Below are 26,317 nucleotides of genomic sequence, written 5' to 3'. Positions count from 1 at the left end.
GTTTTTTTGCTTAAAACAGGTGTTTATACTTAACTCGTTTAGTTTTTTTTAACCTATTATACAACGCTATACTTTGTATTATGGAATACCGTAATGCAAAGTATAGCGCGTTTTGTATGTTTGATAATTAATTTTAAATTCAATAGATTAGAATTTAAAAATTATAATAAAAATGCAGATCAAACAATTAGGAGTCACCATAGCATACTTATACATTGCTGCCAGAACTAAACAAATATTAATAAATATATATGACTAGAAAATTTTATCGAGTAGAAAATAGTCCAATTAACCTGAATCAAGTATATCAAAGTAAAAATTATCAATATGGCCGAAATTTAGATTTTTCGTATTATCAGCATTTTTTAAATGTATATTTTAATGTTATGAGACAGGTCGATATACCTTCAGATTTTTTTGTCTCTCTTAATAATAGAATATTTACGGAGTCAAATCCATATCGACTATATTTGAATGACTTAATCGCGGACGAAGAATATGTAGAATTGTATGCAGTAACAAATAATATTAATCATAGCGGTTTTAAAATACCAGTTTCATTAATTAGTGATTTTATCCATAATTTTAAAGGTAACCAGCAATTTATTTTTTTTGACAAGGGAATTTATCTTTGGGAATTTATCCTCGAAGCTGTTCGCTTAAACTGGTATAGTCACCTGCCTAAAAGATTGGAATCAGTATTTTTATTTGATGATTTAAAGAGTTGTCAGTATTATATTAAAGAACATTTAAACAATGTAGGGACAATTTATGAAGTTGAATTAATTCAAGTTGTGAAAATGTTTGAGGGGGACATGATGTTAATAGATAATGTTCAAAACCATATTCTTTTTTTAGATTTAATGACACAAATGAACGACTACTGGAAAGGTGTACATACGCAGGATCCAATAAGAGAAATCATATTTCAAGGAAGTTATTTGTACACTCGGATTATCAAATAGTCTTATAAATTCCTGTCTTTTAATTAGTAAACTGAATGTGTTTTTTTTAGTTTATTACTTTATGTAATAGGTTAAGAGAGTTTAAAGCAATTAATTTTTGTGATTTTAATTTTAAGGTTCTAGACTTAAATATACATTAGGTCTCCGAAGTGTTCAACTGAAAAGCTGCGCAAATGTCTCTGACTTTGCGCAATTTTTGTTGTTGTTATAAATTGTAACCGTCCCAAGAGTCTCTAACTCTTCCCCTTTCAGTTAAAAAGCACTTTAAAAACAAGTTAAACTCAGCATCTCAAAGAGTTCCTTATGAAAAGCTGCGCAAATGTCTCTGACTTTGCGCAATTTTTGTTGTTGTTATAAATTGTAACCGTCCCAAGAGTCTCTGCCTCTTTCTCTTTCAGTTAAAAAGAGTTATAAAATAAGTTAAATCTTATATTTTTGTAAAAAGATTTAGAAATGAAAGAAGGATACATAATAAGAGATCAGACATTGCCACATTTTATAACTTCAACAGTTGTAGACTGGATAGATATTTTTACACGTCAGGTTTACAGAGATATAGTCATTGAGAGTTTAGAATACTGTATTGATCATAAAGGAATGATTTTATATGGTTATGTTATTATGAGTAATCATATACATTTAATTATTCAATCTGCACATGGAAAACTATCAGATTTAATAAGAGATTTTAAAAAATTTACTGCAAAAAACATTCTTGAAAAAATTCAGAATAGCCCTGAAAGTAGAAGGGAATGGATGTTAGAACGTTTTAGATTAGCAACCCAAAGTCATTCAAGAAATAAAGAATATCAATTCTGGCAGTATGGAAATCATGCAGAAGAAATTTATAGTAATGAATTTATGTGGTCAAAATTAGATTATATACATTTAAATCCTGTAAAGGCCGGACTTGTTGCTAAAGCGTCAGATTATATTTATTCAAGTGCAAGTAATTATGTTTGTGATTCAGGCTTGTTAAAAGTTGAAAAAGCTGACAATCTAATAGTGAACGTTTTCGATAATAAATCGTTTATTCGTTATAATCAATATTAAGATATCGGTTTAAAGTCGGAGACTTATTAACGTTTTATTTTTTCATGTAGACTTGAATAGGTAGCGCAAAGTCGGAGACATTTGCGCAGCATTTGTGAGGTGTACTTTGCGGAGCGGGAATATATTCCAACAAATTGAAATGCTTTAAAAGTCTTGTCTTCCTATAATGGTAATAATCTCTACTCGTTTATCTCCGCTAATTTGGTAGTAAATAGTATCAACACCGCAAACACAATAGCGATATCCAATTTTAATGTGGTCAGCGGATGGAAATAAAAAAGGATTTCCTTCTATTTTCTCAAAACAATCATAAAACATATTAAAATAGCTGTCAGCTTGATTAATACCAAACTTACTAACACCATAATAATAAATTCTTTTTAAATCTTCTTTGGCTTCGCTACTTAAATAATAGCTATACATTAGGCAGATCTTTTTTAAATTCGGCTAACATTTCTTCTCTAGTTTGTTTTTCAGCAAAACCGCTTTTTTCTCCCTTATCTATTTTAGCTCTCACAAACTCATAGTATTTTTCTTGTGAGCGAGCTTGCTTAATCAAATAGTTAATAGCTTCACTTTTACTGTTAAACTCTTCTGTACTAACCTGATTTTTTAACCACTCGTCATTAGGGGCAGTTAATGATATACTTTGTCGTGTCATAATAGTATAAGTTTTTAGTTTGGTGTAAATTTACACCAAACTTTTGAAATGAAAAGCACATTTAAATGAAATAGTTTTTTAATTGTTGGGGAAATTATTAAAGCGTCAGATTATATTTATTCAAGTGCAAGTAATTATGTTTGTGATTCAGGCTTGTTAAAAGTTAAAAAAGCTGACAATTTAATAGTGAACGTTTTCGATAATAAATCGTTTATTCGTTATAATCAATATTAAGATATCGGTTTAAAGTCGGAGACTTATTGACGTTTTATTTTTTGATGTAGACTTGAATAGGTAGCGCAAAGTCGGAGACATTTGCGCAGCACTTGTGAGGTATACTTTGCGGAGCGGGGGCAGCGCTTGTGAGGTATACTTTGCGGAGCTTGATATTTTTCAACTACGCAAAAACATTGCGTACTACAAGGATATCTTTGATCTAATAATTGATAAAAATAACAACATAATTTCCTCCATAATGAAAACAATACATTCTCTTGATGATTTAAAGCGATTCCATAATGATGCCATGATTTTTTTTGGAGCTGAACTTATGCTTTTAAAAGAAATAACGACTAAGATTGACGATGAGCGATTAGGTAAGTGCTCAATTTTGTTAATAAGTTCCGGACAGACAGGAGCAGCACTTCTTCAACTCGCAAGTCAAATAGACTGTTTTGCAAGTGAGTCAGTTATGCTTGCTCGTGCATTTATGGAAAAAATAACAAATTTTTGTTATGCAGCAATTTGTGATGAAAAAGAATTTAGGGCATTTGTTTTACATCCTATTTATAAAAAATATCATAATCTAGGGGCCACCAAAATGGAAGATGATTTAAATTTGATAGATAAAAATATTATTATTAGAAAAGAGAAACAAGAGAAGTTTAAAAAAAATGCCATTGTCCAAGAAGCATTAAATATTTTTTCAGAAAAAAAATCTCGTTTGAATTGGACTAAAAAAACATTAAATCAAAGAATTGATGTTATACAAGAATGGGGAAAATTAATGGATGTCTTTTTTACGATTAATAAACTTGAATATTATTCTGATGCATCAGAAGTTCTACATGGTTCCATGTATGGTTGCACTTACAGTTTAGGTATTTTTGATGATGGTTTTGATAGAGATATAGATGGAGAGTTGGAAAAAAAAATGTATAAAGATAATACTTGTATGTTGTTGCATTTAGGAATGTTAATGCATGAAACTCTTACTCTTATATCATATTCCAATAATATTGATAAAGAATGGAGCCACTCGTATAAAAATAGGGGAGTAGCATTAAATTTATTATTTTATGTTTTAGGAAGAAAGATTAAATAAAGAAACTCAAAAAAGTGATATAATTTCTAAAGTAACATAAAAGATTAGAAAATGATAAATAATATAGAAACACAACGTGAAACTGCAAAACTAGGTCTTCAAACTTTCTTCATGAATGTTGAAAATAATTTTCACGACAGAATTTCAGATGAAGGAATTCATATTTTTGAAGAAAAGATTATTGATGCCAAAACTAAAAAACGGTCTCATGAATTTGAAAGAGAAGATTATCCTGATTCAATTATGGAAATTTATTTCATAGAGCAGGAACTAAAAGCAATTTCTGAAATGAAAGTTCTTTATGCTTATAAACATTTTGAAAATAAATTAAAATTTTTGTTAAGTGCCGCTTACGGTGCTTCAAAATCAAAAATGTTTAAATGGGAATTTGTGATTGAATTTTTAAAAGAGAAAAATATTGACATTAAAAATATAAACTGTTATGCAGAAATAAATGAATTACGTAATTTAAATAATTGTATAAAGCACTCAGATGATATTAGAAATGATTCAAGAGTGATGCCAATAAAAGAATTTAAAAACAAGAGATTTATCCTATATAGAGATATTTTAGCTTTTTATAAACGAATTGAAAATGCTCCTTCAGCTTTTTTATCATCTTTGTCTGATTATATATATAAAGATTTATATGTTTTTGATGAAAAAAGAATTGATCAGGAAGCAGAAAAAATTGCGCTTCGAATGACGGAAAGGGAAGCATCAATTTTAATTGAAAAGCTTAAAAAGAAATATTAATATTAAATTACTTATGCCCAATTTGTTTAGTCCTGAGAAATTTAGTGTTTATACTTTTTTTGAAGAAATAAGAGCCAATGAAAACAAATTTATTAAATATAATTCCCAATTAGAAATTCCTAACGACGTTTCACTTTACCATACAGATCTTGATGAAGATGTAATTTATTTAAAGATTGCACATAATATTACAGGAAAAGATATGCATGGAGCAATGAAGTTGTCTAATACAATTATAAGAAATGCATCATATTATATAGTTGAAAAAATAGCTACAACTGAAAAATATAGAAAAGGTGGGATTGCTACACTTTTATATAAATTTGTTGTTGAGTTAGGTTTAGATTTTATGAGTGATTCTATTCATACAACTTTTGGTTCGAAAGATTTATGGCAAAAATTTCCATTTTATTTTCCTGAAAAAAAAGTTTATATTTTAAATATAAAAACATTTTATAAAAGAAAGTATAATACACAAAATGAATTTACAATATGGGGCAAACAAAGTGACGATGATTTCGATTTTTTAGAAAAAGAAGATAAAATTTATCTTTTAGAAGAATTATATTCATCCAATACAATAACTAAAATGCAAAAAGATTTTTTTGTTAATAATATAGAAAATCTCAGTGATAAAAGTAATATTAGATTGGTTTTAGAATAAAAAGAGCATACCAAATTCTTGAAAAAAACTCTATTGAAATTATTTTTATAAAATTATATCTTTTATAGATAATTATTTACCAATCAACTTTTCAAGCCTTACCATCATTTCATCTTTCTCTTTCAACATACGCTCGTATAATGCAATCTTTTCTTCGTGCATTTTTAGTACTTGCTCTATAGGATTAAAAGTTGGATTATCATTTTTCTGATATCCAATGCTATTATCACCAAAAGTATTAGAAATAATATTTATCGCTTGTTCCTCATCAAAATTCTGAAAAGCTTCCACAGGAATTTTTAATACAGCTGAAATTTGTCTTAGCAGATTGTCTTCGATTACATCTTTCTGCTCCAGCATCGAAATTTTCTTTTGGTTCCAGTCTTCGCCCAGATCATAAGCCAATGCTTCCTGTTTGATGTTAAGCATTTCTCTAAAACGTTTTACGTTTCTTCCCTGATGTATTTTCTGTTCCATAACGAATATCAATTTTCTAAAGGCTCAAAGATAAAGCCATTTGTATAAAAATCCTGAGTTTCAAAGATAAAAAAATATCTCATAAAACCTCTGTTTTGTCAGAATATTATAGCTGTATTCTGAATAGATTATCCTTTTGAAAGAACAGAACTTCGTTTGTGAATTTTAAATCTCCTTGATTATGAAAAATAATAAAATATCCTTCGAAACGAGCTCTTGGGCAGGGGAGGTGTCGGGAAATCCAATTAAAGCCATTGATGCTTTTTTTGCCTATGCAGATCTGGATTATTACAAACAGAATTTAACTGAAGCGGTAATGTGCAGCTATAAGAGAGACATCTACGAAGCGAACAATCCCTCTAATGCTTTTATTTTTTATACTGCTATAAACTCTTTTCTCAAAGTGTGTTACTGCCTGCCAGAGAAAAGCAAAAAATGGAAAGTTACAGCATCTTTGCACTCTGAAAGAGTATTTAACCTTTCTTCCCTGACGGAGGAGGAGTACGATAATCCTTTTATGGTATTTCAAAAAGCATTTACTGAAAAAACACTGGAGGAATTTGAATCGTTTCTATGTCTCATACTGGAACTTTCCTTGTCTCCTCGTGACGAAGATCCTTATTCTGACCTGACGACGCCCTATATTCATTTAATCAAAATGCTCGATGCAGTAGCGCTAATGAAAGAAAGGGGCATTGAAAAAATCAAGAAAACGGATCAGATTGATTGCGTAACGGAATAAAATATTCCTATATAAACTTAAAAAGTAAGGAAGGAGCATAAAAAAATCCCACTTCGTAAGAAATGGGATTTTTGTGACCCTTACTGAACAATTTACAAACCATTTTATGAATGATTTAAAGAAATTAGCCTGGTTTCAAGTGAATTTGTAAGATAATTATTTTAGGTTTTATCAAGAAGTGGTTTGTAAGTATCGTAGAGGTTTAATGTTCGTGCTACTCACGGCAAGGAATCCCTTAGCTGTTTTAGGTTGTTTTTTAACTTTTCTTAAAAATTTTGTATTTTGGTTTTTCGTAATCTGTTATGTCCAAAATAATATCATAAACACCTGTTAAAATTTCTATATTATCTCCTTTTGGCATTATTCCGTCGCTCATATCTTTTCCAAAATTTAAAGTCCAATCGTCATTAAAACGAAATTTAAACTCTCCTGTTTTTAAAGTCATATTTTTAATTGTCCAAATTCCTTTTGTTTCAGTTTCAACAAGTTTTGCATCAGGGCCATCCCAGCCTTTTTCTGTTGCACTTCCTACAATTCCCCAGGAAGGAAATATTTTTTTTGCTTTTTTTAGTTGATTTCCTATATGAAAATTTAATGACTCTATTTGTGAAGTCTCGTTTCTTTCAAAAACTACATCACCCATTAATTCTTCAGCGTAAAACAAATTTTCTTTTACAGGAAATAGAATAGTTGTTGACCCGTTTCTTTTCAGTTTTAATTTATTGTTTTCAAGGGTAAGGTAAATTACAAAATTGTTTTCTACTTGATAAGTTCCCAGATATTGCTTTAAAGTTTCTGAGCTCATGTTGGCGACAATTGGAATTTTATAATCTTTATTATATAAATTATACAAAGTTTTCATAATAGCATAAGTGGCAGTGTCTAAACCTCTTTCTGTATTTGTAAGCAGTATAATGCAGATATCATCTTCGGGAATTTGAACAAAATTGCTGCAAAAACCTTCTGCATAACCACTATGACCAACTGTCATTTTTTTAAACATTGGTCTTGTAATCCAACCATAGCCATAATTGTTTTTGAAGGGTGTATATGCTTTTTCTAAATTTTCTTTGGAGATAATTTTGTAATTTTTTAGGCCATTATAATATTTGTTTAAATCTTCAACAGTTGAGTATATTCCACCAGCTGCAAAAGGCATAGGTGGATCATAAACAATCGATGGTTTTTGTTCTTTTTCAGAAAAAATTTCATAGCCAGTGGTTTTATTTTCACTTTTTAGATTTTTAAAAGCAAAACCACTTTGCTTCATTTTCAATGGTTTGAATATGTATTTTTCAACTGCATTTTCGTAACTCATTCCAGTAACTTTTTGAATTACATAGCCTAGAAAATAATATCCCGAGTTAGAATAACTCCAATCGGTTCCAACTGGAAAATCCAAAGGTTTTGTTTTTTGAAATTCAACAAATGATTTTTCCGTTTGGTCTTTCATATCATTTCCTCTTGTATAGTCATAAATTCCAGAGGTATGAGTTAACAAACTTTCAATTGAAATAGCACTTGCATCTGGATAATCTGGATAGAACTTTGAAAGTTTATCCTGCAATGAAAGTTTTTTTTCTTCTACTAATTTTAAAATTACCGTTGCTGTAAAAGTTTTTGTAATGGAATATATTTGGAAAATGCTGTTAGCGTTATTTTCCTTTTTTAAATCTACATTTGATAATCCGTAACCTTTATTTAGTAAAGTTTCTCCTTTTTCAGAAATAAAAACAGAACCGTTAAATAGATTTTGCTGATTGTAAAATTCAAAAAGTTGTTCTAATTTTTCTTTCTTACTTTGAGCAAAACCCAATTGTGTTATAAATAATAAAATAAAAGTGATTGATTGAATTGATTTCATGTTTTTTTGACTTTTTATTGAATTCTAACTAGCGGTTTGTCCTTTGTGACAGTTGGGTAAAATTATAATAAAAGCTTACAAATAAAAATGCCTTACTGAATTTCAAGCAAAATTGAGAGTACAAGTTATATTCATTCCTTCATTATAAAGCATTTTTGAGTCTTTTGAGGTGTAATTTTTCATTTGAGATTTTCATTGTCAAATTCCATAAAACTAAAATTATTGTTAACATAAAGATAAGAAATTTGTAAGTCTAATGTTTTACAGTGTTGAGGAGCGGTTTGAATCCAGTAAGGTCAACTCTACAGGACAACCAAACCATTTGTTTTTAGAGGTATTAACTGATTAAATCGATATAAAAAGGTCAAAAAAAAATCCCATTTCGTTAGAAATGGGATTTTAAGTTTGTGACCTCGACTGGATTCAAACCAGTAACCTTCTGAGCCGTAATCAGATGCGCTATTCAGTTGCGCCACGAGGCCATTTTTGTTTCAATAAGCTATTTTTAGGAGCTTTGTTGAGCGTGCAAAGATAGACATAAATGTGAGATATGCAAGTAAAAAATCCACTACTGGCGGGAATTTCTTGTTCGTGAACATAAAGTGACAGATACAAAGCATAAAAAGATAATAGCTATAATACAAAATCCCACTTCGTAAGAAATGGGATCTTGTACTATTTAATTAAAGGTTAAAATTTATAACTATAGCCGAATCGAATTACTTGCGTCTCATAATAATCCTTACTGCTATAACTAAAACCGTCTGCTTTTATTTGTCTTTGTAAAACCAGCGTATTGAAAATATCAGTAGCATTCAAAAACACTTCACCTTTTCCTTTCTGAACGGTTTTTTTAATTCCCATGTCAACAGAAAATCTTGAGTCAATTTTTCCCTGAGGGATCACATCAGGAGCCAGATAAATAACAGAAACTTGTCCTTTCAGTGTTTTATCGAGCTGTAGGGTATTGTTCCATTTTAAATTTCCTGAAACCATCTGCTGACGTTCGCCATTATAAATGCTTGGAACAGGATATAAATTGGTAACCGTAAAAGCATCAATTGTATTTTGATACAGATTTCCATTGATATTAAAAGAATACCAGGGAGTTACTTCCTGTGAGTATATCGCTTCGATTCCGAGTGAAGTACTCTTGTCCGCATTCTGGAATACATTGTAAATCAAAGTACTTCCGGGAACAGTTGTGGCAATACGCGCTATGGTTCCGTTTATAATTCTATAATAGGCAGATGTCGTAAAATAGCCTTTTGCCATGGTTTTTTTATATCCTACTTCAAAGGCGCTGGTAAATTGCGGACGAAGCGCAGGATTTCCAACTTTTATAATTTCGGCATCATCATATTTTGGAAAAATACGAATATCAACTTCTGCCGGTCTGTCGACTCTACGGTTATAAAAAGCCGTGATTTTGTTTTTGTCATCGATTTTATATCCAAAACGAACATTAGGAAAAGGCTCTGTATAGTTATAACCGTCGCTTTTATAGGTTGGATGATTCGGATTAACGTCGTATTGTAGCTTTACATATTCAAGGCGTAGACCAAGTTCTGCTTCAATTTTATCCGATTCAAATATATAATTCGAATAAAGGGCAGGAATTATTTCTTTATAATTGGCCCATCCTCCGGCATTGGAATCAATAGGAGAATTTTGTCCCGGAAAGAATTGCATGTTGGTAGGGATTTCCCTGTTTCTAAATTTAAATCCGGTTTCAAATCGTCCATATTTCAAAGGTTTAATGTAATCCAAATTGATATCAACTACTTTTTCATCAGATAAGAGTTTAAAAGAATCCTGTCCAACAGAAGCGGGCAGTGTATTAGTAAAAAAGTACTTTTCGTCTTCACGATGATAGGTGTAGTTGATTCCCGCATTTAATTTATGCCCCGGCTGTTTGAATTTATGTTCGTAAGAAGCGCTGGCCATCACCGTAGTTTTTAGTTCATCTTCCAGAAAGGACCAAAGACGCAATCGCTGAGAATAATCCTGATTAAAGAAAGGCTCGTCTCCGTTGTCTATAATTTTTTCACTTCCAAAAAGCCCTGAAAAAGAAAAACTATTTTGGTCGTTATAATTCCAATCAATTCCTGATTTAATGGTGGTATAATGGGTATTACGATTTCTCACCGTTTGCTGATTGATAATAGTACCATCGTCATAAGTTCGGGTTACAAATTCATTTTTGTTGAGCGTTTCGGTATATAAATAATCCGCCTGAAGGTAAGTATTGATTTTATTTTTGCGGTAATTCAGTGACAGTGATGGGTTCATTTTTGGTGTCAACTGATATTGTGGACGAATATCAGGAAGATTGGCTTTACGCTCCCAAAGAGCTCCGTATCCCGAACTGATTCCTACCTTTCCGTTGAATCCTTCCTGTTTGTTTTTCTTGTAAATGATATTGATGATACCCGCATTTCCGTTGGCATCAAATTTTGCAGAAGGATTGTTAATAATTTCAATTTTCTCAATAGCGGATGCCGGAATATTATCAAGACCCGACTGATTTCCAAAACCGGTCAGTGCGGTTTGTTTTCCGTCAATAAGTACCATTACTTTATCATTACCGCGCAGCTGAACTTTTCCTTCATGAAGCGTTACGCCGGGAAGACTCTGCATCGATTGAAGGACGGAGCCGCCGCTTTGGGTAATATTGTCGGCTACAGAAAAGACTTTTTTATCCATTTTGGCGCTTACTTCTGAGGTTTTAGAAGTTACAACCACTTCAGATAAGGTATTGATATCTTCTTCGAGCTCGATACTATTAAGGTCCAGAAAATCGGATAGCGTACCTACGAAGATTTTTTGGGATTTAGTTTTGTAACCTATTGAAGTAATTTCAAGGGTATAATTTCCGGATGGTACGGCAGGTATATTAAAACGGCCTTCTTCATTGGTTACCGTTCCGGCAAGTACCTTTTGATCTTTTGTCGTTTTTAAAACTACATTAACATAAGGAAGTGTGGTTTTTGAAGTTTTGTCTTTAATTAATCCTGAGATTGTGGCTGGGTTGTTTTGTGCCGTTACGCTGTAAATTTTCATTACAAGAAACGACAATACTAAAATTATCTTTAATTTCATTTTTATGGTTTTAATCTGCTATGCTTTTAATATAAGTTCCTTGTTTGTCAAAAATCAGGTCAATAGAAGTTGCCTGAGCTTCAAATGTAACCGTACCATGAGCATCGGTGATCATTGCAGCTTCTTTGATTTTCTTGTTCTTGTATGTTTTTTGGATATAGGCCAGAGCGTTGGCCGGAAGTTTCTTCACACTGATTTCTTCCTCAGTTTCCAGAATATTTCCGTTAGAATCTAAAAGTGTCGACTGTTTTGTTTGACCACTTGTAAAACTGGCTTCATAATTCTCTTTTTCCTTTTCCCATTTCACATTGGTCTGGTTAGGGTAGGAAAGTAAAAATTTTGATTTTACACGATTAGGAATGTCTTTCTCGCTTACACGCTGCGCTATGGCCAAGGAAGAAAAAAGCAGCACTAAGCATGTCAGGATTGAATTTTTCATTGATACTATTTTTTTTAATTGATAAAAATCATAGTACAAAGTTGAATTATGAATCTGTAGGAAGTCTGAATTTTTAAAATTTGACGCTAAAACAATGCAAATTAGTTTCGAAACTATAGTTTATTTCCCAATGGTTAAGCTCTGTAATTCTTTTAACGATCGCCAAACCAAGTCCATTTCCCTGAGAAGAAGGATTGGATTTTGAAAAACGGTTAAAGAGCTTCTCACTTTGCAAAGGTGTTGTTTGACCACTGTTGCGAAATATCAATTCATTTTCAAGAGTCGTAATAATGATCTTGCCGTTTTTTTCGTTGTGACGGATCGCATTTAAAAACAAGTTATTGATCAAAACTTCAGTAAGGGCTTGATTTCCAGTAATAGTTAAAGTGGTAGTAAGTTCTGTTTTAATAATCAGGTTTTTAGCATTTGCCTGTTCTGTAAAAAAACTCAGGTGTTTTTTAAGATAATCGTTAAGGACAATTGTATTTTTTTCAAGAAAACACTCGTTGTCAATTTTAGAAAGCAACAACAGGTTTTTGTTCAGTTTGTTGAGTCTTGAAACATCGCTATTTAATAAAGCAACAAGATCGGATTGTTCTTTGGTGAGATCAAGCTGAGTCAGCGTATCAATTTTAGTTTGAAACAAAGCTAATGGTGTTTGAAGCTCATGTGCGGCATTTTCGACAAACTCTCTCTGATTTTTATAAATGGCTGTGTTTTTATCCATCAGCCTTTCCAGACTTTTGTTCAGACGATCAAATTCATCAATATCAGTAGGAATAAAATGAGGTGGTTTGTTTTTATCAATTTCAAAATCCTGAATCTGATTTAAAGTATTGTAAAAAGGACTCCATACTTTAGCCGCCGTAGTTTTTGAGATCCAGATAATTCCGATCATAAGCACAACAATGATAAATAGAAACATGATGGCAATACTAAAAACCATTCCTTCCATTTCCAATAGATTAATCTTCTCGGTGTAAGTGTATCTTTTTCCATTTATGGTTACGGGCGCATAAAGTACGCGAAAAGGTTCTTTTTCTTTTGCAATAGGATCGTAGAGCATTTTCCCAACGATAGAATCGCTGCTAACGCCCATATCAGGTACAATCATTACGTCATGGTTATACTTGTTCCATAAGTCGATATCTTTTTGGGTAAAATCCTTATGACTTTCCTTTACAAAGGCACCTTTATGAAAATGAAGCACTTCATCAGTTTCATAAATATAAAGCTGCTGGCTTATGTAATAAAACAATGGAGCCGCTATCAATAGAATAAGGATAGCGCAAGTAAGAAAGCTATTGGTTGTTTTATTTAGTAGTTTTTTTTTATTCATTTTCCCATTTATATCCCAAACCGTAAACTGTTTTAATATAGTCGCCGCTTCCTGCCTGGTGGAGTTTCTTTTTCAGGTTTTTGATATGTGCATATATAAAATCATGGTTATCGAGCATATCAGCCATATCACCGGAAAGATGCTCTGCTATAGCAGCTTTTGATAGCACTTTATTCTCATTTCCAATTAAAAAAAGAAGCAAATCTATTTCTTTTTTGGTCAAATCCAACTTGATATCGTTTACCGAAACGGATTTTGAAAGTATATCAATTACGATTTCATTGAAGATTATACTATTGCATCCTTTGAAATTCTTTCGTCTGATAAGAGCCTGCACCCTCACAAGAAGTTCTGAGAGATGAAAAGGTTTCGTGAGATAATCATCCGCTCCAAGATTAAATCCTTCCAGACGTGTTTCGAGTGTTTCTTTAGCAGAAACCACAATGACTCCGTCAGTTTTGTTTTTTCTTTTTAGCTCTCTTAGTATATCAAATCCGTCACCATCAGGCAGCGTCAGATCCAGAAGTATGCAATCATAATCGTAGGAATCAATTTTGTTAAGTGCCAAATTATAGTTTTCGGCAGTTTCGCATTGAATTCCATTGGTTCTAAAATAATTTTTGATGCTTTGAGCAATTTCCAGCTCATCTTCTATAATTAAAATCTTCATGCCGCAAGTTTATATACAAATTTTGTAGAAAAGTTGAATTGGTAATAATTTACGTTTCTTTTCTGGCAAAATCTAAGGTAGTGTTTTTTTAGCTTGTATAATTAGTTTAAACAACGGAGTAATCTTCAGTTTTACTATAGTTGTAAGTTAACTATATGTTAAACTAATACAATGAGCTATTTTTTTATTACAAATTGAAATAATGTTTTAAAAAAAAATCTATTTTCGTGCAAAATTCTAAATTTATTCAAAATTGATCAATTAATTTACATTTTGTTAAAGTGTAGAACAGGAAAAGTAAAATGGGATTAACTAATCTTGCAGCCTACATATTTAATGGATTATTAACTGTTTCTCTATAAGAAAATACCGATTTAAATATGAGAAAAATCATCTTTTTTAAATACTTTTAAGTCTTTCTTTATCGTTTTCTTCTTAGGGCAGAGAAGAGCAATATTTAACCTGGAAGTTATTTGAGAACCTATAGTAAAGTAAAAAAAAATTAACACAAAAAAGATAATGAATACCTATATTATTGCTAATTATTCAAGACTTAAACCTTTTCTTTTTTTTCTGCCTACGCTTTTTCTGGCCGCCATTGTTCTCTTTTTGTATAACCGGAATGCTTTAAATACTGATCAGTATATACAAATTCAAAAGGATAGTTTCTATTTTATTAATCATCATTTTGGACAGTATCCAAGTCTTGAGTATAATCTTACTCAGTTAGGAGATGCTTTTATTTTTTTATCATTTTTAAGTGTTTTAATTATTTATGCTCCTAAATTATGGGAAGCTTTATTGTCAGGCTTACTGTTTTCTCTTTTATTTTCTTGTCCGTTAAAAAATTTATTCTCTGTACCAAGACCGGCAGCAACATTTAATAATGATTCGTTTTTTATTGTGGGCAAGGCATTGTGCGGTCACAATAGTCTGCCGTCGGGACATTCCATTGTAACTTTTACAATACTTACAGTCTTGCTTTATGCTTTTATGCCTAAAAATTTAAAAATGAAAGTTTTATGGTATTTTGCAATTCTAATTATAGGATCGATTCTTGTCTTGACGAGAGTAGGTGTGGGAGCGCATTATCCGTTTGATACTCTTATAGGCGGAATTCTCGGATATATCTCGGGATTATTGGGTATTTTTATAAGCCGAAAATACAGAATCTTCAGTTGGATTAACAATAGAAAATATTATCCAGTATTCATTGTCTTGTTTCTTATTTGCAGTATTTGCCTAATCAATAAAATAATTAATGAAGATTTAGTCATCTTTTATCTAGCATTTATTAGTTTAGCCGTTTCATTATATAAAATTACTACTCTTTCAATTTATGAAATTACTGCCCTCTATGCTAAAAAGTAACTTAAGATTAACTCATTTTGTTTTACTTATGAGTTTTCTGAATTTTGTGTTCTTTCATTTGCCTTTTTTTACCTATGTCTTTGAGCATGTTGATTATAAAAGTCTCAACGGCATTGTTTTGATTGTTAGCCTCGTCATTTTGATGCTGGTTTTAAACGCCTTTGTTTTCTACCTCATATTTTCGCTTTCCCGTTATCTTGGAAAGTTTTTATTGGTTTTATTCTTTATGATTAATGCCGTTGCTGTTTATTTTGTTAATACTTATAGTGTTATAATAGACGAAAGCATGATCGGTAATGTACTCAATACCAATTTTGAAGAGTCTAGTAGTTTTTTCTCTTTTAAACTAATACTGTACCTGGTATTTCTTGGCATTATTCCCAGTATTTATATCATTAAAGTCAATATTATAAATGTTGCATTAAAGAAATTCTTAACCCTTTCTTCTTTAACCTTATTGTTTATTATCGTTTTGGTATTTGCTAATGCAAGCAATTGGCTTTGGATTGATAAGAACTCAAAGCAATTGGGAGGACTTGCAATGCCGTGGTCTTATTCAGTAAATACATCGCTTTTTTATATTCATAAATACAAGAAGAATCAGAAAGAAATTTTATTGCCAAATGCTGTAATAAAGGACAATCAAAAATCGGTTGTTGTTTTAGTAATTGGAGAATCTGCCAGAAGCCAGAATTTTTCGCTTTACGGTTATAAAAAAAATACTAATCCACTGCTTTCTAAGACAAAGAATCTATTTCATTTTAACGCCAATTCCTGTGCGACATATACAACAGCTGGTGTAAAATGTATCTTGGAGCATACCAACTCTGATGATTTATATGAAATCTTACCTAATTACCTTTACAGAAATAATGTAGAGGTTGTCTGGAGAACAACAAACTGGGGAGAACCTCCGGTACATATAGAGAAATATCAAAACAGAGATATTTTAAAGAAGGATTGTAAAGGCGAAGAATGTAATTATGACGAAGTTCTTTTAAGAGGTTTAAAAGAGCAGATTTTATCCAGTAAAAAAGATAAGATATTAATTGTACTGCACACCAGCACAAGTCACGGACCTACTTACAGCAAAAAGTACCCGCCTGCGTTTGAAACTTTTAAACCGGTCTGTAATAGTGTTGAACTCGGAAAATGTTCTCAGGACGAACTCTTTAATGCTTATGATAATACTATTGTCTATACAGATTATATTTTATCAAAGGTAATTGATGACCTAAAGGAGTTAAAAGAGTACAAAAGTGCTATGATCTTTGTCTCAGATCATGGGGAATCCTTAGGAGAAAAGAATTTGTACATGCATGGAGTGCCAATAAGTTTTGCTCCAAAAGAGCAGTATGAGATCCCTTTTATAGTTTGGGTATCGGACAATTCAAGACAACTCAAGGCAAATAAAACCGTATCACAAAACCATGTTTTTCATAGTGTTTTAAATTTTTTAAACATACAAAGTCCTGTTTATAATGAGCAAATGAACATTTTTAAATAGCAGGATAGAGAGAAGTAGATTTTTAATCATTTGCGAAGCCATTTCTATTCTGTCGTGAAAGTTTATAGACATTTTGTGTTCCGATTCACTTTAATCATAAAGCTGGTGAAGTGTTGCTTTTAGCTGATTGAAAAATGGGTGCGTTGAGAAGTTTCTATTTTTAATCAAAACAATATCATTTAGAAGTATCGTACAGATATTTCTATTTGTCTTAACATATATCATTTAATGACAAGCAGATAAGTCTGAGAAATCAGCAACAGCAGTAAAAATGCCTTACAAAGACAGACAGCGCCACAGTAAAAAGTGCGCTGTCTGTTTTTTTTAGTATCTCTCGTTTTACATTCTTTTGGTTTCCTCTTTTAGTGATGTGGCTTTCACTTCTTTATTTTTTCCTGATCCAAAATAGTAGGTTAGTTGCATATAAAAGTTACGTGTTTCCCAACGATTAGTCCAGTCAGTTGACACGTTGTTAATTTTTGTGGTCTCGTTATAGAAGCTCTTTTTTAATAAGTTTGTACATCCTCCTTCTACGATCAGTTTTTTGTCCAACAAGCTTTTTTTACCGGTTAAACTCATGTCATATGTAGCTATTGAAAAGCCACTCGGCGTGGTAGAACGCCCATTGTAGAAACAATTCATAGTTATCTTCCAGTCCTTTTTTAAATCTGCGGTCTGGTAAAAATTAAGATCATAACCGAAACCTGTTCCGCTATATGAAAAGTTTTTTATTTCTGATTTCTCCCCAATCAGATAGCTGTCTAAACTCAGCTGCATTGTCCACCATTCAGCAGGCTGGAAAGGCATGGATGCCGAAAAGCCAAACCTGCTGCCTTTGGCCGCATTGGCATCATAGGTAATATTATAGTTTTGATCACGCTGGTAGTCTATAACCTTGATAAAGCCATCTTTATAAAGGTAGCCGTAAAGGCTAAGATTCAACTTACTCTTGTAGATATAACTCAGTTCAAAACTGTCGTAATATTGCGGTTTTAGTGCTGGATTTCCAATGTTCAGAGTATAAGCGTCTATATATTCGTAATAGGGGTTCAGAGACAGATAATTCGGTCTGCCGATGCGTTTACTATAGCTAAATTTGTACTGGTTGTTTTCCTGCTTGTAACCAAAAGAAAAAGACGGGAATAAATTAGTGTATACTCCTTTATTCTCTTTGGAGTTTATTTGCGATGATGCTACAAAGTTGTAATGCTCTACACGCATTCCTGCCTGCATGTTCCATCGACCAAATTCACCAGACGCCTGTGCATATCCGGAAACGAGTTTTTCATCATATTTAAAGTCATTGACCAATAAACTGTCGGGTATAAACAACAGTTTTGTATTGTTCGTTGTATAACGGTTGTAATAGTCCATTTTTACATAAGAGTACTTGGCACCAGTCTCAAAATTGATTTTCTTTGAAAGCTTATGACGAAAATCAATCTGCAGATTAGCAATAGTGTAAGATGTTTTGTTCTCACCTGCAAGCTTCATAAAAGTACCATCAGCATAATCATTCAGCTGCGCTCCATTTTTCTCCTGACTAAACTGCAAAAAGTTGGCCTGCACATCAAGTTTTGTGGTAAGACTGTCGGAGGTAAAATTATAAAATAAATTACCGGAAACACGTTTCTCCGGAACGATAAAAAACTGACTAAGATCAACCCTGTTCTGCAAAGTGTTACCAAGGTATTCATTCGTATATCCGCTGGTCGTTTCTTTACCGCTTTCGTTGTAATACTGCCATTCGGTGCTTAGAATCTGGTTTTTATTTATCTTTCTTTCTACAGCGAAGTTCAGGCTGGACGATTTAGTGACTGGCAGCCAGGTATTGTATTGGTCTATAATTTTTTCAGTTCCCTCCAGAGTAATATTCTGCTTTATATGTCTGTAATTAACTGATTTTCCATTGTAGTAAGATCCATTAGCAGTAAGTGTCCAAAGAGAGTCGTTATAAAACAATCTTCCTCCTTGTCTGTTTTTAAAATAGTCCCCTTTGTAAGCTGCGGTGTTTATGCTTCCGGACAAACCTGTGGCATTGCTTTTCTTCAGAACAATGTTTACTATACCTGCGGTTCCTGCTGCTTCATACCTTGAAGAGGGTTGTGCTATGATTTCAATTGATTTTAGATCCGAACCCCTCAAGGAGCGTATATATTCGCGCAGAGCATCTCCCGAAAGCAAGCTTTTTCTGCCGTTAATCATAACCTGTATGTCCTTATTACCGTGGTAAACAAGGTTTTCGTCTTTGTCAAGACGCATACCTGGTACTCTGGCTACGGTTTCAAGTCCGTTGTTCCCATTTCCTATACCAGAGGCATCAACATCAAATATTGTTTTTTCTCCCTTTATGGTAATTGCATTTTTACGGGTATCAATAACAACTTCCTTAAGTTGGTTCTGGTCCTGTATCAGCATAATATTCAGGATTTCGGGTAGGCTATGAGCTGTAATTTCTTTGCTGTATTTGATATAGCCAAGGGAAGTTACGGAGAGACTACCTGATTTAAAAGAAGAAGGAAGACGTATAACGTAATTACCTGTTTTATCCGTTTGTGTGATAACTATTTTTTTTTGATTTTCGTCAGTAATGTATACTGAAGCAAGGGGAATTCCGGTGGCGGTGTTTTGATCTTTTACTGTACCTTTAATTGATGTTTGTGCCAGATTAAGCAAGGGGAATAAAAGCGCAGTGGCTATAAACAGTAGTTTTTTCATAGTTGATTTTTGATTGATGATTGATGATTTTTGATTGATTTACACTGCAATGTTACTCTGCCTATTTCTTTCAAAAGCTTACTTAGTACCAATTGCACAGTTTATAAAACAAAAGCTAAGCTGCGTCTTGTTTTCTATTTAGTTGTGTAATCTTAGTAGTTCATCCTGTAATTAATCCTATTAAACCAGTCTGGTTGTCTTTATGATCTAAAAGAATTACTTTAGCCTAATGAGCAGAAAAAAAGAGATACTGTGCCACATTTTATTCTGGTTCTTATTTGTAGGGCTGGACGAGCTGCTAAGAAGTATGAGGGTTTCTAAGGATTTGGACCCCCTATGGGTTATTCTTCATCACATTGGCTTTCTATTGTTACAACTGCTGATTTTTTACCTTAACTATCTTATTATCTGTCCCAGGACGATTCCTTTTAAAAAATGGTATTTCCTAATTCTGGCAGAACTCAGCCTTGTGTTGCTTTTTCCGTTCTTACGTTTTATTTACGAGGAAATCTTCCTCTTTAAAATAACAGGCAACCATAATTACAATATGGAAACGTTGACGCCACTTTATTATATTTGCGATAACTCGTATTATTCCATAAGAGTGCTGTTGTTTAGTCTTGTAGGTTATTTTATGAAATACCTTTGGAATACCAGTGCTCAGATGAACCAGCTGACCTTAGAAAAGAAGCACGCAGAATTACAGGTTTTAAAAAACCAGCTTAGTCCACACTTTTTATTTAATTCCCTGAACGGTTTTTACTCTGATTTGTATGACACAAACCCGGAAGTTGCTGCTGATATAATGAAACTATCGGAAATGCTGCGTTATGTTACTTATGAAAGCAAAAATGATATAGTATCGCTCAAAGACGAAACGATGTTTCTGAAAAATTATATTGATCTGTTTAAAAGACGTTTTGACGGCATGGTGGCAATAGATTTCATACATTCCGATAATTTGGGAAATCACAGAATACCGTCATTAATGCTGATACATTTTCTTGAAAACGCCCTTAAGCACGGTATCAGTGATGATTTTGAAAATCCTATAACCATAAAGCTGAAAATTGAGAACGGAAGGTTTATCTTTACGTCAGAGAATAAGTACCGAATTATTAAAAGCTACGATGAGCACGGTATAGGAAACAAAAACATTAGCCAACGACTGAGTTTAATGTATCCTGACAACCACACTCTTATTGTTTCAAAGGACGATAACTACCACAAAGTAACCCTAAATATGCCATTGAGTTGATGAGTGATTACCTTACTGCCATAATTGTAGATGATGAACCCCCTGCTATACGTTTGCTTCAAAAATATTTTGAGCAACTTCAGGGAATAAAATGTATCGCTACCTGCACGCGGGCTTTAGACGCTCTTGTACTTATAGAAAAACACAAACCTGATGTGGTGTTTCTTGACATACAAATGCCAGATCTTAATGGTATACAACTTTCAGCAATCATTAAGGACAAGGTGAAAATCGTTTTCACTACTGCTTATCCGCAATTCGCAATAGAGGGATTTGAAGTGAATGCGATAGATTATCTGCTCAAACCCATAGCATTTGAACGTTTTATTATGGCTGTGGAAAAAGTACGCAAACAGCAAACAGAACCTATCGCTGCAAATGCAACTGCCCAAACGAACATTGATGATTATTTTTTTGTGAAAACGGATGGCAAAAAACGTTATCAGCGTATTGAAGTCAAAACCATTAATTATTTAGAAAGCATAAAAAATTATGTAGTTCTGCATACGTCATCCGAACAGGTGGTGACCTACAATACCTTAAAATATTTTGAAGAAAACCTGCCCGGCAGCCAGTTTGTAAAAATTCATAAATCATTTATTGCAGCGATCGGTAAGATTGAAAAAACAGACAATAATGAAGTCTGGGTTTCTGGGAAATGCCTTCCAATTGGCGATACGTACAGAAATGATTTTTTTGAGAGGATCGAACAATTCGAAATTTAAAAGTTTTTTTGAGCATTATTTCTAAATAGATATTCTCTCTTTGAATAGTATGAAATATTTGGTTTGAATGCCTTGTTTTTGATTGTTAAGACTCTGTAAATTAAGTAATTAATTTAAAAAGACAACCTCACTGCTTGAAGAATGTAGCTCACAATAAGTACCATAGAGTAGGGAAGGCGTAGTGTAACCATTATGCACGTTGGACAGCAGCAGTTTGCAATTAATCTTTATATTTGAATGATTAAATTAGTAAAATGAGCGAAAAAACGAAACCCTATGCCTTAATAACTGGCGCCAGCAAAGGCATTGGAAAATCTATTGCTTATGAATTAGCCAAACAGGGTTACCCGCTATTGCTTGTGGCAAGAAGTGAGGAGGAACTAAAAAAACTATCTGATGATCTTCAAGTTAAATATGACATCAATGCTTCTATTTTATCAATTGATCTTTCGATAGATGGCGCATCGTTAAAAGTAACCGATTGGATAAAAGGGAATAACTATCGAGTTGGCTTTTTAGTAAACAATGCCGGTTATGGAGTGTGGGGCGATTTTAGCCAGTCTTCTTTAACCGATCAGCTTGGTATGATGCAGCTTAATATGAATGTAGTTGTAGAACTTTCTCATTTATTAGTACCCATACTTTCACAAGAAAAACAAGCCTACATTTTAAATATATCGAGTACTGCCGCATACCAAGCTGTACCTACGCTAGCGGTTTATTCGGCTACAAAGGCTTTTGTTTTATCGTTTACGCGTGCTTTGCGTTTCGAACTTGCCCAAACTTCAATCTCAGTAAGCTGTTTTAGTCCAGGCCCGGTTGATACCGGTTTTGCTGCAAGAGCAGGTTTAAACGCTTTTAGCAAAATGGCTGAGAAGTTTAATATGCAACCTGATGAAGTTGCAAAAATTGCCGTAAAAGCCATGTTCAGTAAAAAATCAGAGGTTATACCGGGTTTTACAAATATCATTTCGGTTTATGCCAACCGTATACTACCAAAGGCTTTTATCGAAAAAACTGCAGCTGGGATTTATAAAATTTAATTTTTTCAAAAAAAAACAGGAAAAAATTCTTTGTAAAAGAGAAATTATATTTATCTTCGTTTTTAATATCTACTAATTCTATAGAGTATGTCTAATAAAAGAAATATGTTTGGTTTTCCGAAAGAACGAATGCAAGTAAACAACATGCGAATGTGTCGCTGTTGTTGTTGCCTTCGCTAATCTTTTAGATAAAATTACAAACACTATTATTTCATTTATTAAATCTATTTATTATGGTATCTTCTTATAAAACTTTTACCCTTACCGAGCAATTAACTGATGAGCAAATTGAATTTTTTAACCAATACGGCTTTATTCATTTCAAAAAATTTATAAATCCGGATACTGTCTCATCCATCATTGATGCTTCGAAACAAGTGGAGCAAAAATGGATTGACGATGACCTTAAAAAAGTAAATGGCGTTCCAATTAAATTCGGAAAAGATTTAGACGGTTCTCCAATTGTACAACGTTTTGCTTTTATCAATCAGCATCATCAAACCTTGAGTGGTCTTTTACTTGATCCAAGATTTAATGGTTTATTACAATTGGCAGGTGATGACGCAAGATTAGGAACTGAAGAAAAAGACGGAATGGTTTTCAATCATTATATCAATGGGCCGGAAAGTAAGTTTACCAAGATGGGCTGGCATACCGATGGTTTGAGAGACATTTTTTACGGTTCAAAATTAAATCCGATGTTAAATGTGGGGATTCATTTAAGTACTTTAAAACCTGAAAACGGTGGTCTTAAAATTATTCCGGGTACACACAAGCAAGGTATTTATCAAATGCTTTTCCGAAAAAAATACTTTTTAGATCATAACGCCGATCCAGAAGAGATATCTATCAATCCCGAAGCTGGAGATTTAACCATTCACGATGGCCGTTTGTGGCACAGAGTTGCTGAGTCTTCTATCCGTGGGGAAGAAAGTAGGAGGAGAGTTATCTATATTCCTATTATAGCTGGAAAATACGCTCCTAAAAACGAGAACAGTCCAACGGTTTTCTATCAACGTTTTGCCGGTATTGTTAAATAGTATGCTGTTTATTATCGCATTTAGTTATCTGGTTAGATCAGGTAAGCTAAAAAGAACGACCGAGTTTTTTAAAAATACGCAAAGAAAAATAAAACTAAAAACTATAAAACTAGAATTAGTTGTACTATCTGGCTTAAAAATATTGCGCTATTAATGGAAAAAGAAAGAGAGATTGAAGGTTATACTGCAATTGCACAAAGAACATTTTCAGACCGTAAGCGAACAAATATTTTAAAAAGAGCAGAACAGTTAACGATTGTATTTTTCCTTCCAAAAGTACCCGGATTCATTTCGCCGAACGTACTTACTTTAATTGGTACACTAGGTTCGGGATTGATTTTTTTAGCCTTTGTTTTAGGTACTTATGTAACAAATTGGTATTTGCTTTTGGGAATTATCGGATTGGTCATAAATTGGTTAGGCGATTCTTTAGATGGAAGATTGGCTTATTACAGAAATATTCCGCGTCGTTGGTATGGTTTTGCACTTGATATTATTGCCGATTGGATTGGTATTGTACTTATAGGCTTTGGCTACTACATTTATGCTAAAAATGGTACACAGATAGTAGCCTTCGCTTTTGTCGCATTGTATGGCTGGTCGATCATCATCAGTCAGTTACGCTATAAAATTACAAATGAATATAGTATAGATTCTGGCTTTGTTGGCCCAACAGAACTTAGATTTATTATTGCTTTGATTTTAATTGCAGAAGTTTTGTTTGATGGATCAATTACCTATTTAGCAGGCTTAATCACTATTATATTGTTTACAATCAACACTAGTGACAGTTTAAAGCTTCTAAAGTTAGGCGATTTAAAAGACAAAAACCAGAACTGATATGTTCAGGAAAAAAACCATTTTCACTTTTCTTCGAGCACAAGTTGCAGCATTTATAGGTGGTATGACCGATTATGGCTTAATGATTTTATTAACAGAAATATTTAAACTGCATTTTACCTTTTCTATTCTAATCTCCGGAACGGTTGGTGCCATTATCAATTTCAGCATCAATAGATTTTGGGTATTTAAAAATCAGTCGGGTTATAGCAGTCGCATCAACAGTCAGCTTTTTAAATTTGCGTTGGTTGTACTGGGAAGTATTTCTTTAAAATCATTTGGTACGCTTATTTTGCAAAAAGCGTTTCAAATCGATTATAGAATCGGAAGATTAATCACGGATAGTTTTGTTTCTTATGGATTTAACTATCCACTGATTAAATATTGGGTTTTTAAGGCAAAGAAAGAAGAGACTATAATCGAATCCAATTAATACATAAATAACCAATCGTGTTTTTTATTCAACACATAGAAACATAGATTTTATGTGTAATAGAAGAAGACAAAAAGAAACTAGTTTCTAACACATATCCAACTATGTTTCTTTAAACAAGTGAAACGTCTTTTTTAAGCCTCCAAATCTATGTATCTATGTGTTAAAACGATTTTAACCAACGGGTTATGTAAAAAAAATATGTTATGAATAAACTATCATTTAAATACTTTACAAAATCACTAATCGTTATAACGATCTTAGTGACTATGATTTCTGGAAATCTATTGGCACAATCCAAGAATCCATCGCCATTAAATTTTCCAACGCCTAAAAATATAGATAATATGCTATTTTATATTCAGCGTGATCCCAATACAAACACGGCAATTTACGCCATAAACTATCAGGAGAATGGAAAAATAGACAAAAATAATCCTGTAAAAGCGTATTGGATTCGATATGCTGAGAAAGGCGAAAAAAAGGATTTTAATTATATGCAACGCAAATTCGCATACGGAATAGAAAGTAAAACTCTGAATAACGAGGAGTTTGAGCTTCAATTTGTATCATATAAAAAGTTACCCCTAACTTTGAAAAAGATAGATTCAGATCAAAAATATCATGCTTTTGTAAGTGTAAATCAGAAAAGAATACAGGTAGAAAAAATATTTGTGCGTATTGAGGGAGGTTCTTTTTTGCTGCCCAATGTAAAGTATGCCGAAGTTACCGGAATTGATGTTTCCTCCAATAAAACAATTACGGAGAGAATGTTATTGAAATGAGGTATCCTCATTCTCCGAAGTGTTCTCATGAAAAGCAACGCAAATGTCTCCGACTTTGCGCCTTTTTGTTCCGTTACTCTTTATAAAAAACTCGAACTGACGTTTGTAATAATTACACTCAAAGAGTTCAATTAAACTTTTTCAATTAGTCTGTGATCAGTTTGAATTTTACGGGTTGAAAAAAGATATTTGAATTTTTCTCAAAATAAATTCCATTTTCTTTTTTATCTAATTTTACTTTGTAATTATGAATTATGGTAGTTTGTGCAATCATATTTACGTGGTAAGTATCTCCAATTTTATTTGCTTTGGATATATCCTGAACAATACCATTAATCACAACTGATTTAGGAGCAACAGCAGTGTCATTTAATTTAAAACTAACTATATATCCTTTTTCACTATTACTGCTATAACTTTTATACGTTTGATTTTTAATATCTAAAAGTTGCCCGGAACAGGAAAAAAGAAAAAAAAGTCCAAAATAAAATAATAAAAAGAAGGTTTTAGGAATACTATTTTTCATACTTTTAGCGTTTTA

The 26,317-nt window shown here is 32.5% G+C and carries 25 protein-coding genes and 1 tRNA gene; 15 read left to right on the top strand and 11 right to left on the bottom strand.

The genetic code is table 11. From position 1 onward, the window contains the following. Nucleotides 1–251 precede the first annotated feature (251 nt). Nucleotides 252–965 carry a DUF2441 domain-containing protein gene (locus tag OGZ34_RS15940; RefSeq protein ID WP_263360865.1) on the top strand — a complete coding sequence of 238 codons (714 nt, stop codon included), beginning with the start codon at nucleotides 252–254 and terminating at the stop codon, nucleotides 963–965. A 453-nt stretch (nucleotides 966–1,418) separates the two neighbouring features. Beyond that, nucleotides 1,419–2,018: an REP-associated tyrosine transposase gene (locus OGZ34_RS15935; RefSeq protein WP_263360864.1), complete on the top strand. Its 600-nt coding sequence runs from the start codon at nucleotides 1,419–1,421 to the stop codon at nucleotides 2,016–2,018. 144 nt (nucleotides 2,019–2,162) lie between these two features. On the opposite strand, the gene OGZ34_RS15930 is transcribed toward OGZ34_RS15935, so the two are convergent. Next, on the bottom strand, nucleotides 2,163–2,441 hold the full coding sequence (locus tag OGZ34_RS15930; protein WP_263360863.1) for a type II toxin-antitoxin system RelE/ParE family toxin: 279 nt from the start codon (nucleotides 2,439–2,441) through the stop codon (nucleotides 2,163–2,165). After that, entirely contained in the window at nucleotides 2,434–2,679 is a 246-nt protein-coding gene (locus OGZ34_RS15925) for a ribbon-helix-helix domain-containing protein (RefSeq protein WP_263360862.1), read from the bottom strand. The genes OGZ34_RS15930 and OGZ34_RS15925 overlap by 8 nt, the downstream gene beginning before the upstream one ends. Before the next feature lie 475 nt (nucleotides 2,680–3,154). Between OGZ34_RS15925 and OGZ34_RS15920 the strand changes: the two genes are divergently transcribed. The 3 genes from OGZ34_RS15920 to OGZ34_RS15910 are packed head-to-tail and all read left to right on the top strand — an operon-like array spanning nucleotide 3,155 to nucleotide 5,423. After that, nucleotides 3,155–4,003, top strand: a complete 849-nt coding sequence (locus tag OGZ34_RS15920; RefSeq protein WP_263360861.1) for a DUF5677 domain-containing protein — start codon at nucleotides 3,155–3,157, stop codon at nucleotides 4,001–4,003. Between the two features lie 51 nt (nucleotides 4,004–4,054). Further along, nucleotides 4,055–4,759, top strand: coding sequence for a hypothetical protein (locus OGZ34_RS15915; RefSeq protein WP_263360860.1), 705 nt, complete (start codon nucleotides 4,055–4,057; stop codon nucleotides 4,757–4,759). Next, nucleotides 4,734–5,423, top strand: coding sequence for a hypothetical protein (locus tag OGZ34_RS15910; protein ID WP_263360859.1), 690 nt, complete (start codon nucleotides 4,734–4,736; stop codon nucleotides 5,421–5,423). Before OGZ34_RS15915 ends, OGZ34_RS15910 begins: the two co-directional genes overlap by 26 nt. A gap of 72 nt (nucleotides 5,424–5,495) precedes the next feature. Here the strand turns inward: OGZ34_RS15910 and OGZ34_RS15905 are convergent, their stop codons facing one another. Further along, nucleotides 5,496–5,900 (bottom strand): helix-turn-helix domain-containing protein, encoded by a 405-nt coding sequence (locus OGZ34_RS15905; protein WP_263360858.1) that lies wholly within the window; start codon nucleotides 5,898–5,900, stop codon nucleotides 5,496–5,498. A 181-nt stretch (nucleotides 5,901–6,081) separates the two neighbouring features. Between OGZ34_RS15905 and OGZ34_RS15900 the strand changes: the two genes are divergently transcribed. After that, on the top strand, nucleotides 6,082–6,642 hold the full coding sequence (locus tag OGZ34_RS15900; RefSeq protein WP_263360857.1) for a hypothetical protein: 561 nt from the start codon (nucleotides 6,082–6,084) through the stop codon (nucleotides 6,640–6,642). 256 nt (nucleotides 6,643–6,898) lie between these two features. Here OGZ34_RS15900 and OGZ34_RS15895 read toward each other — a convergent pair whose 3' ends face one another. From OGZ34_RS15895 to OGZ34_RS15870, 6 genes are all read right to left on the bottom strand, one after another. Further along, complete coding sequence (locus OGZ34_RS15895; RefSeq protein ID WP_263360856.1) at nucleotides 6,899–8,506, bottom strand: serine hydrolase; 1,608 nt, start codon at nucleotides 8,504–8,506, stop codon at nucleotides 6,899–6,901. Nucleotides 8,507–8,914: 408 nt separating this feature from the next. After that, nucleotides 8,915–8,988: transfer RNA gene (locus tag OGZ34_RS15890), tRNA-Arg, on the bottom strand. A gap of 208 nt (nucleotides 8,989–9,196) precedes the next feature. Further along, nucleotides 9,197–11,608, bottom strand: a complete 2,412-nt coding sequence (locus tag OGZ34_RS15885) for a TonB-dependent receptor domain-containing protein (RefSeq protein ID WP_263360855.1) — start codon at nucleotides 11,606–11,608, stop codon at nucleotides 9,197–9,199. A gap of 10 nt (nucleotides 11,609–11,618) precedes the next feature. Continuing rightward, nucleotides 11,619–12,047, bottom strand: a complete 429-nt coding sequence (locus tag OGZ34_RS15880) for a PepSY-like domain-containing protein (RefSeq protein WP_263360854.1) — start codon at nucleotides 12,045–12,047, stop codon at nucleotides 11,619–11,621. Between the two features lie 73 nt (nucleotides 12,048–12,120). Next, on the bottom strand, nucleotides 12,121–13,386 hold the full coding sequence (locus OGZ34_RS15875; protein ID WP_263360853.1) for a sensor histidine kinase: 1,266 nt from the start codon (nucleotides 13,384–13,386) through the stop codon (nucleotides 12,121–12,123). Continuing rightward, complete coding sequence (locus OGZ34_RS15870) at nucleotides 13,379–14,056, bottom strand: response regulator transcription factor (RefSeq protein ID WP_173968190.1); 678 nt, start codon at nucleotides 14,054–14,056, stop codon at nucleotides 13,379–13,381. Before OGZ34_RS15870 ends, OGZ34_RS15875 begins: the two co-directional genes overlap by 8 nt. 519 nt (nucleotides 14,057–14,575) lie before the next feature. Here OGZ34_RS15870 and OGZ34_RS15865 point away from each other — a divergent pair. Both OGZ34_RS15865 and eptA read left to right on the top strand, forming a co-directional pair. Continuing rightward, entirely contained in the window at nucleotides 14,576–15,427 is an 852-nt protein-coding gene (locus OGZ34_RS15865) for a phosphatase PAP2 family protein (RefSeq protein WP_263360852.1), read from the top strand. Beyond that, nucleotides 15,414–16,934, top strand: coding sequence for a phosphoethanolamine--lipid A transferase EptA (gene eptA / locus OGZ34_RS15860; RefSeq protein ID WP_263363139.1), 1,521 nt, complete (start codon nucleotides 15,414–15,416; stop codon nucleotides 16,932–16,934). Before OGZ34_RS15865 ends, eptA begins: the two co-directional genes overlap by 14 nt. A 339-nt stretch (nucleotides 16,935–17,273) precedes the next feature. Here the strand turns inward: eptA and OGZ34_RS15855 are convergent, their stop codons facing one another. Continuing rightward, nucleotides 17,274–19,652, bottom strand: coding sequence for a TonB-dependent receptor family protein (locus OGZ34_RS15855; RefSeq protein ID WP_263360851.1), 2,379 nt, complete (start codon nucleotides 19,650–19,652; stop codon nucleotides 17,274–17,276). 634 nt (nucleotides 19,653–20,286) lie between these two features. Here OGZ34_RS15855 and OGZ34_RS15850 point away from each other — a divergent pair. The 7 genes from OGZ34_RS15850 (at nucleotide 20,287) to OGZ34_RS15820 (ending at nucleotide 25,776) form a co-directional block, all read left to right on the top strand. After that, nucleotides 20,287–20,910 (top strand): sensor histidine kinase, encoded by a 624-nt coding sequence (locus OGZ34_RS15850; RefSeq protein WP_263360850.1) that lies wholly within the window; start codon nucleotides 20,287–20,289, stop codon nucleotides 20,908–20,910. Beyond that, nucleotides 20,910–21,635 carry a LytR/AlgR family response regulator transcription factor gene (locus tag OGZ34_RS15845; RefSeq protein ID WP_263360849.1) on the top strand — a complete coding sequence of 242 codons (726 nt, stop codon included), beginning with the start codon at nucleotides 20,910–20,912 and terminating at the stop codon, nucleotides 21,633–21,635. Before OGZ34_RS15850 ends, OGZ34_RS15845 begins: the two co-directional genes overlap by 1 nt. 254 nt (nucleotides 21,636–21,889) lie before the next feature. Continuing rightward, nucleotides 21,890–22,678 (top strand): SDR family NAD(P)-dependent oxidoreductase, encoded by a 789-nt coding sequence (locus OGZ34_RS15840; protein WP_263360848.1) that lies wholly within the window; start codon nucleotides 21,890–21,892, stop codon nucleotides 22,676–22,678. A gap of 233 nt (nucleotides 22,679–22,911) precedes the next feature. Next, nucleotides 22,912–23,718 (top strand): phytanoyl-CoA dioxygenase family protein, encoded by an 807-nt coding sequence (locus OGZ34_RS15835; protein ID WP_263360847.1) that lies wholly within the window; start codon nucleotides 22,912–22,914, stop codon nucleotides 23,716–23,718. A 153-nt stretch (nucleotides 23,719–23,871) separates the two neighbouring features. After that, nucleotides 23,872–24,558 carry a CDP-alcohol phosphatidyltransferase family protein gene (locus OGZ34_RS15830; RefSeq protein ID WP_173968183.1) on the top strand — a complete coding sequence of 229 codons (687 nt, stop codon included), beginning with the start codon at nucleotides 23,872–23,874 and terminating at the stop codon, nucleotides 24,556–24,558. Nucleotide 24,559: 1 nt separating this feature from the next. After that, a complete protein-coding gene (locus OGZ34_RS15825; protein ID WP_263360846.1) occupies nucleotides 24,560–24,991 on the top strand; it encodes a GtrA family protein in 432 nt (143 codons plus the stop codon). 206 nt (nucleotides 24,992–25,197) lie between these two features. Then, complete coding sequence (locus tag OGZ34_RS15820; protein WP_263360845.1) at nucleotides 25,198–25,776, top strand: DUF4833 domain-containing protein; 579 nt, start codon at nucleotides 25,198–25,200, stop codon at nucleotides 25,774–25,776. Nucleotides 25,777–25,921: 145 nt separating this feature from the next. Here OGZ34_RS15820 and OGZ34_RS15815 read toward each other — a convergent pair whose 3' ends face one another. Continuing rightward, nucleotides 25,922–26,302: a hypothetical protein gene (locus OGZ34_RS15815; RefSeq protein WP_263360844.1), complete on the bottom strand. Its 381-nt coding sequence runs from the start codon at nucleotides 26,300–26,302 to the stop codon at nucleotides 25,922–25,924. Between the last annotated feature and the right edge of the window lie 15 nt (nucleotides 26,303–26,317).

Origin of the sequence: Flavobacterium collinsii (assembly GCF_946903285.1) — a bacterium.
Lineage (GTDB): Bacteria > Bacteroidota > Bacteroidia > Flavobacteriales > Flavobacteriaceae > Flavobacterium > Flavobacterium collinsii.
The sequence above is the reverse complement of the archived record's forward strand: the minus strand, read 5'-3'. Positions and strand labels throughout refer to the sequence as shown.

Bases quoted from the DNA above. Each gene is read 5' to 3' on its own strand.
- OGZ34_RS15915 (WP_263360860.1), top strand. From the start codon at position 4,055: ATGATAAATAATATAGAAACACAACGTGAAACTGCAAAACTAGGTCTT.
- eptA (WP_263363139.1), top strand. From the start codon at position 15,414: ATGCTAAAAAGTAACTTAAGATTAACTCATTTTGTTTTACTTATGAGT.
- OGZ34_RS15870 (WP_173968190.1), bottom strand. From the start codon at position 14,056: ATGAAGATTTTAATTATAGAAGATGAGCTGGAAATTGCTCAAAGCATC.
- OGZ34_RS15845 (WP_263360849.1), top strand. From the start codon at position 20,910: ATGAGTGATTACCTTACTGCCATAATTGTAGATGATGAACCCCCTGCT.
- OGZ34_RS15920 (WP_263360861.1), top strand. From the start codon at position 3,155: ATGAAAACAATACATTCTCTTGATGATTTAAAGCGATTCCATAATGAT.
- OGZ34_RS15850 (WP_263360850.1), top strand. From the start codon at position 20,287: ATGAAATACCTTTGGAATACCAGTGCTCAGATGAACCAGCTGACCTTA.
- OGZ34_RS15835 (WP_263360847.1), top strand. From the start codon at position 22,912: ATGGTATCTTCTTATAAAACTTTTACCCTTACCGAGCAATTAACTGAT.
- OGZ34_RS15815 (WP_263360844.1), bottom strand. From the start codon at position 26,302: ATGAAAAATAGTATTCCTAAAACCTTCTTTTTATTATTTTATTTTGGA.
- OGZ34_RS15930 (WP_263360863.1), bottom strand. From the start codon at position 2,441: ATGTATAGCTATTATTTAAGTAGCGAAGCCAAAGAAGATTTAAAAAGA.
- OGZ34_RS15935 (WP_263360864.1), top strand. From the start codon at position 1,419: ATGAAAGAAGGATACATAATAAGAGATCAGACATTGCCACATTTTATA.
- OGZ34_RS15940 (WP_263360865.1), top strand. From the start codon at position 252: ATGACTAGAAAATTTTATCGAGTAGAAAATAGTCCAATTAACCTGAAT.
- OGZ34_RS15875 (WP_263360853.1), bottom strand. From the start codon at position 13,386: ATGAATAAAAAAAAACTACTAAATAAAACAACCAATAGCTTTCTTACT.
- OGZ34_RS15825 (WP_263360846.1), top strand. From the start codon at position 24,560: ATGTTCAGGAAAAAAACCATTTTCACTTTTCTTCGAGCACAAGTTGCA.
- OGZ34_RS15885 (WP_263360855.1), bottom strand. From the start codon at position 11,608: ATGAAATTAAAGATAATTTTAGTATTGTCGTTTCTTGTAATGAAAATT.
- OGZ34_RS15830 (WP_173968183.1), top strand. From the start codon at position 23,872: ATGGAAAAAGAAAGAGAGATTGAAGGTTATACTGCAATTGCACAAAGA.
- OGZ34_RS15840 (WP_263360848.1), top strand. From the start codon at position 21,890: ATGAGCGAAAAAACGAAACCCTATGCCTTAATAACTGGCGCCAGCAAA.
- OGZ34_RS15905 (WP_263360858.1), bottom strand. From the start codon at position 5,900: ATGGAACAGAAAATACATCAGGGAAGAAACGTAAAACGTTTTAGAGAA.
- OGZ34_RS15855 (WP_263360851.1), bottom strand. From the start codon at position 19,652: ATGAAAAAACTACTGTTTATAGCCACTGCGCTTTTATTCCCCTTGCTT.
- OGZ34_RS15820 (WP_263360845.1), top strand. From the start codon at position 25,198: ATGAATAAACTATCATTTAAATACTTTACAAAATCACTAATCGTTATA.
- OGZ34_RS15865 (WP_263360852.1), top strand. From the start codon at position 14,576: ATGAATACCTATATTATTGCTAATTATTCAAGACTTAAACCTTTTCTT.
- OGZ34_RS15900 (WP_263360857.1), top strand. From the start codon at position 6,082: ATGAAAAATAATAAAATATCCTTCGAAACGAGCTCTTGGGCAGGGGAG.
- OGZ34_RS15925 (WP_263360862.1), bottom strand. From the start codon at position 2,679: ATGACACGACAAAGTATATCATTAACTGCCCCTAATGACGAGTGGTTA.
- OGZ34_RS15895 (WP_263360856.1), bottom strand. From the start codon at position 8,506: ATGAAATCAATTCAATCAATCACTTTTATTTTATTATTTATAACACAA.
- OGZ34_RS15880 (WP_263360854.1), bottom strand. From the start codon at position 12,047: ATGAAAAATTCAATCCTGACATGCTTAGTGCTGCTTTTTTCTTCCTTG.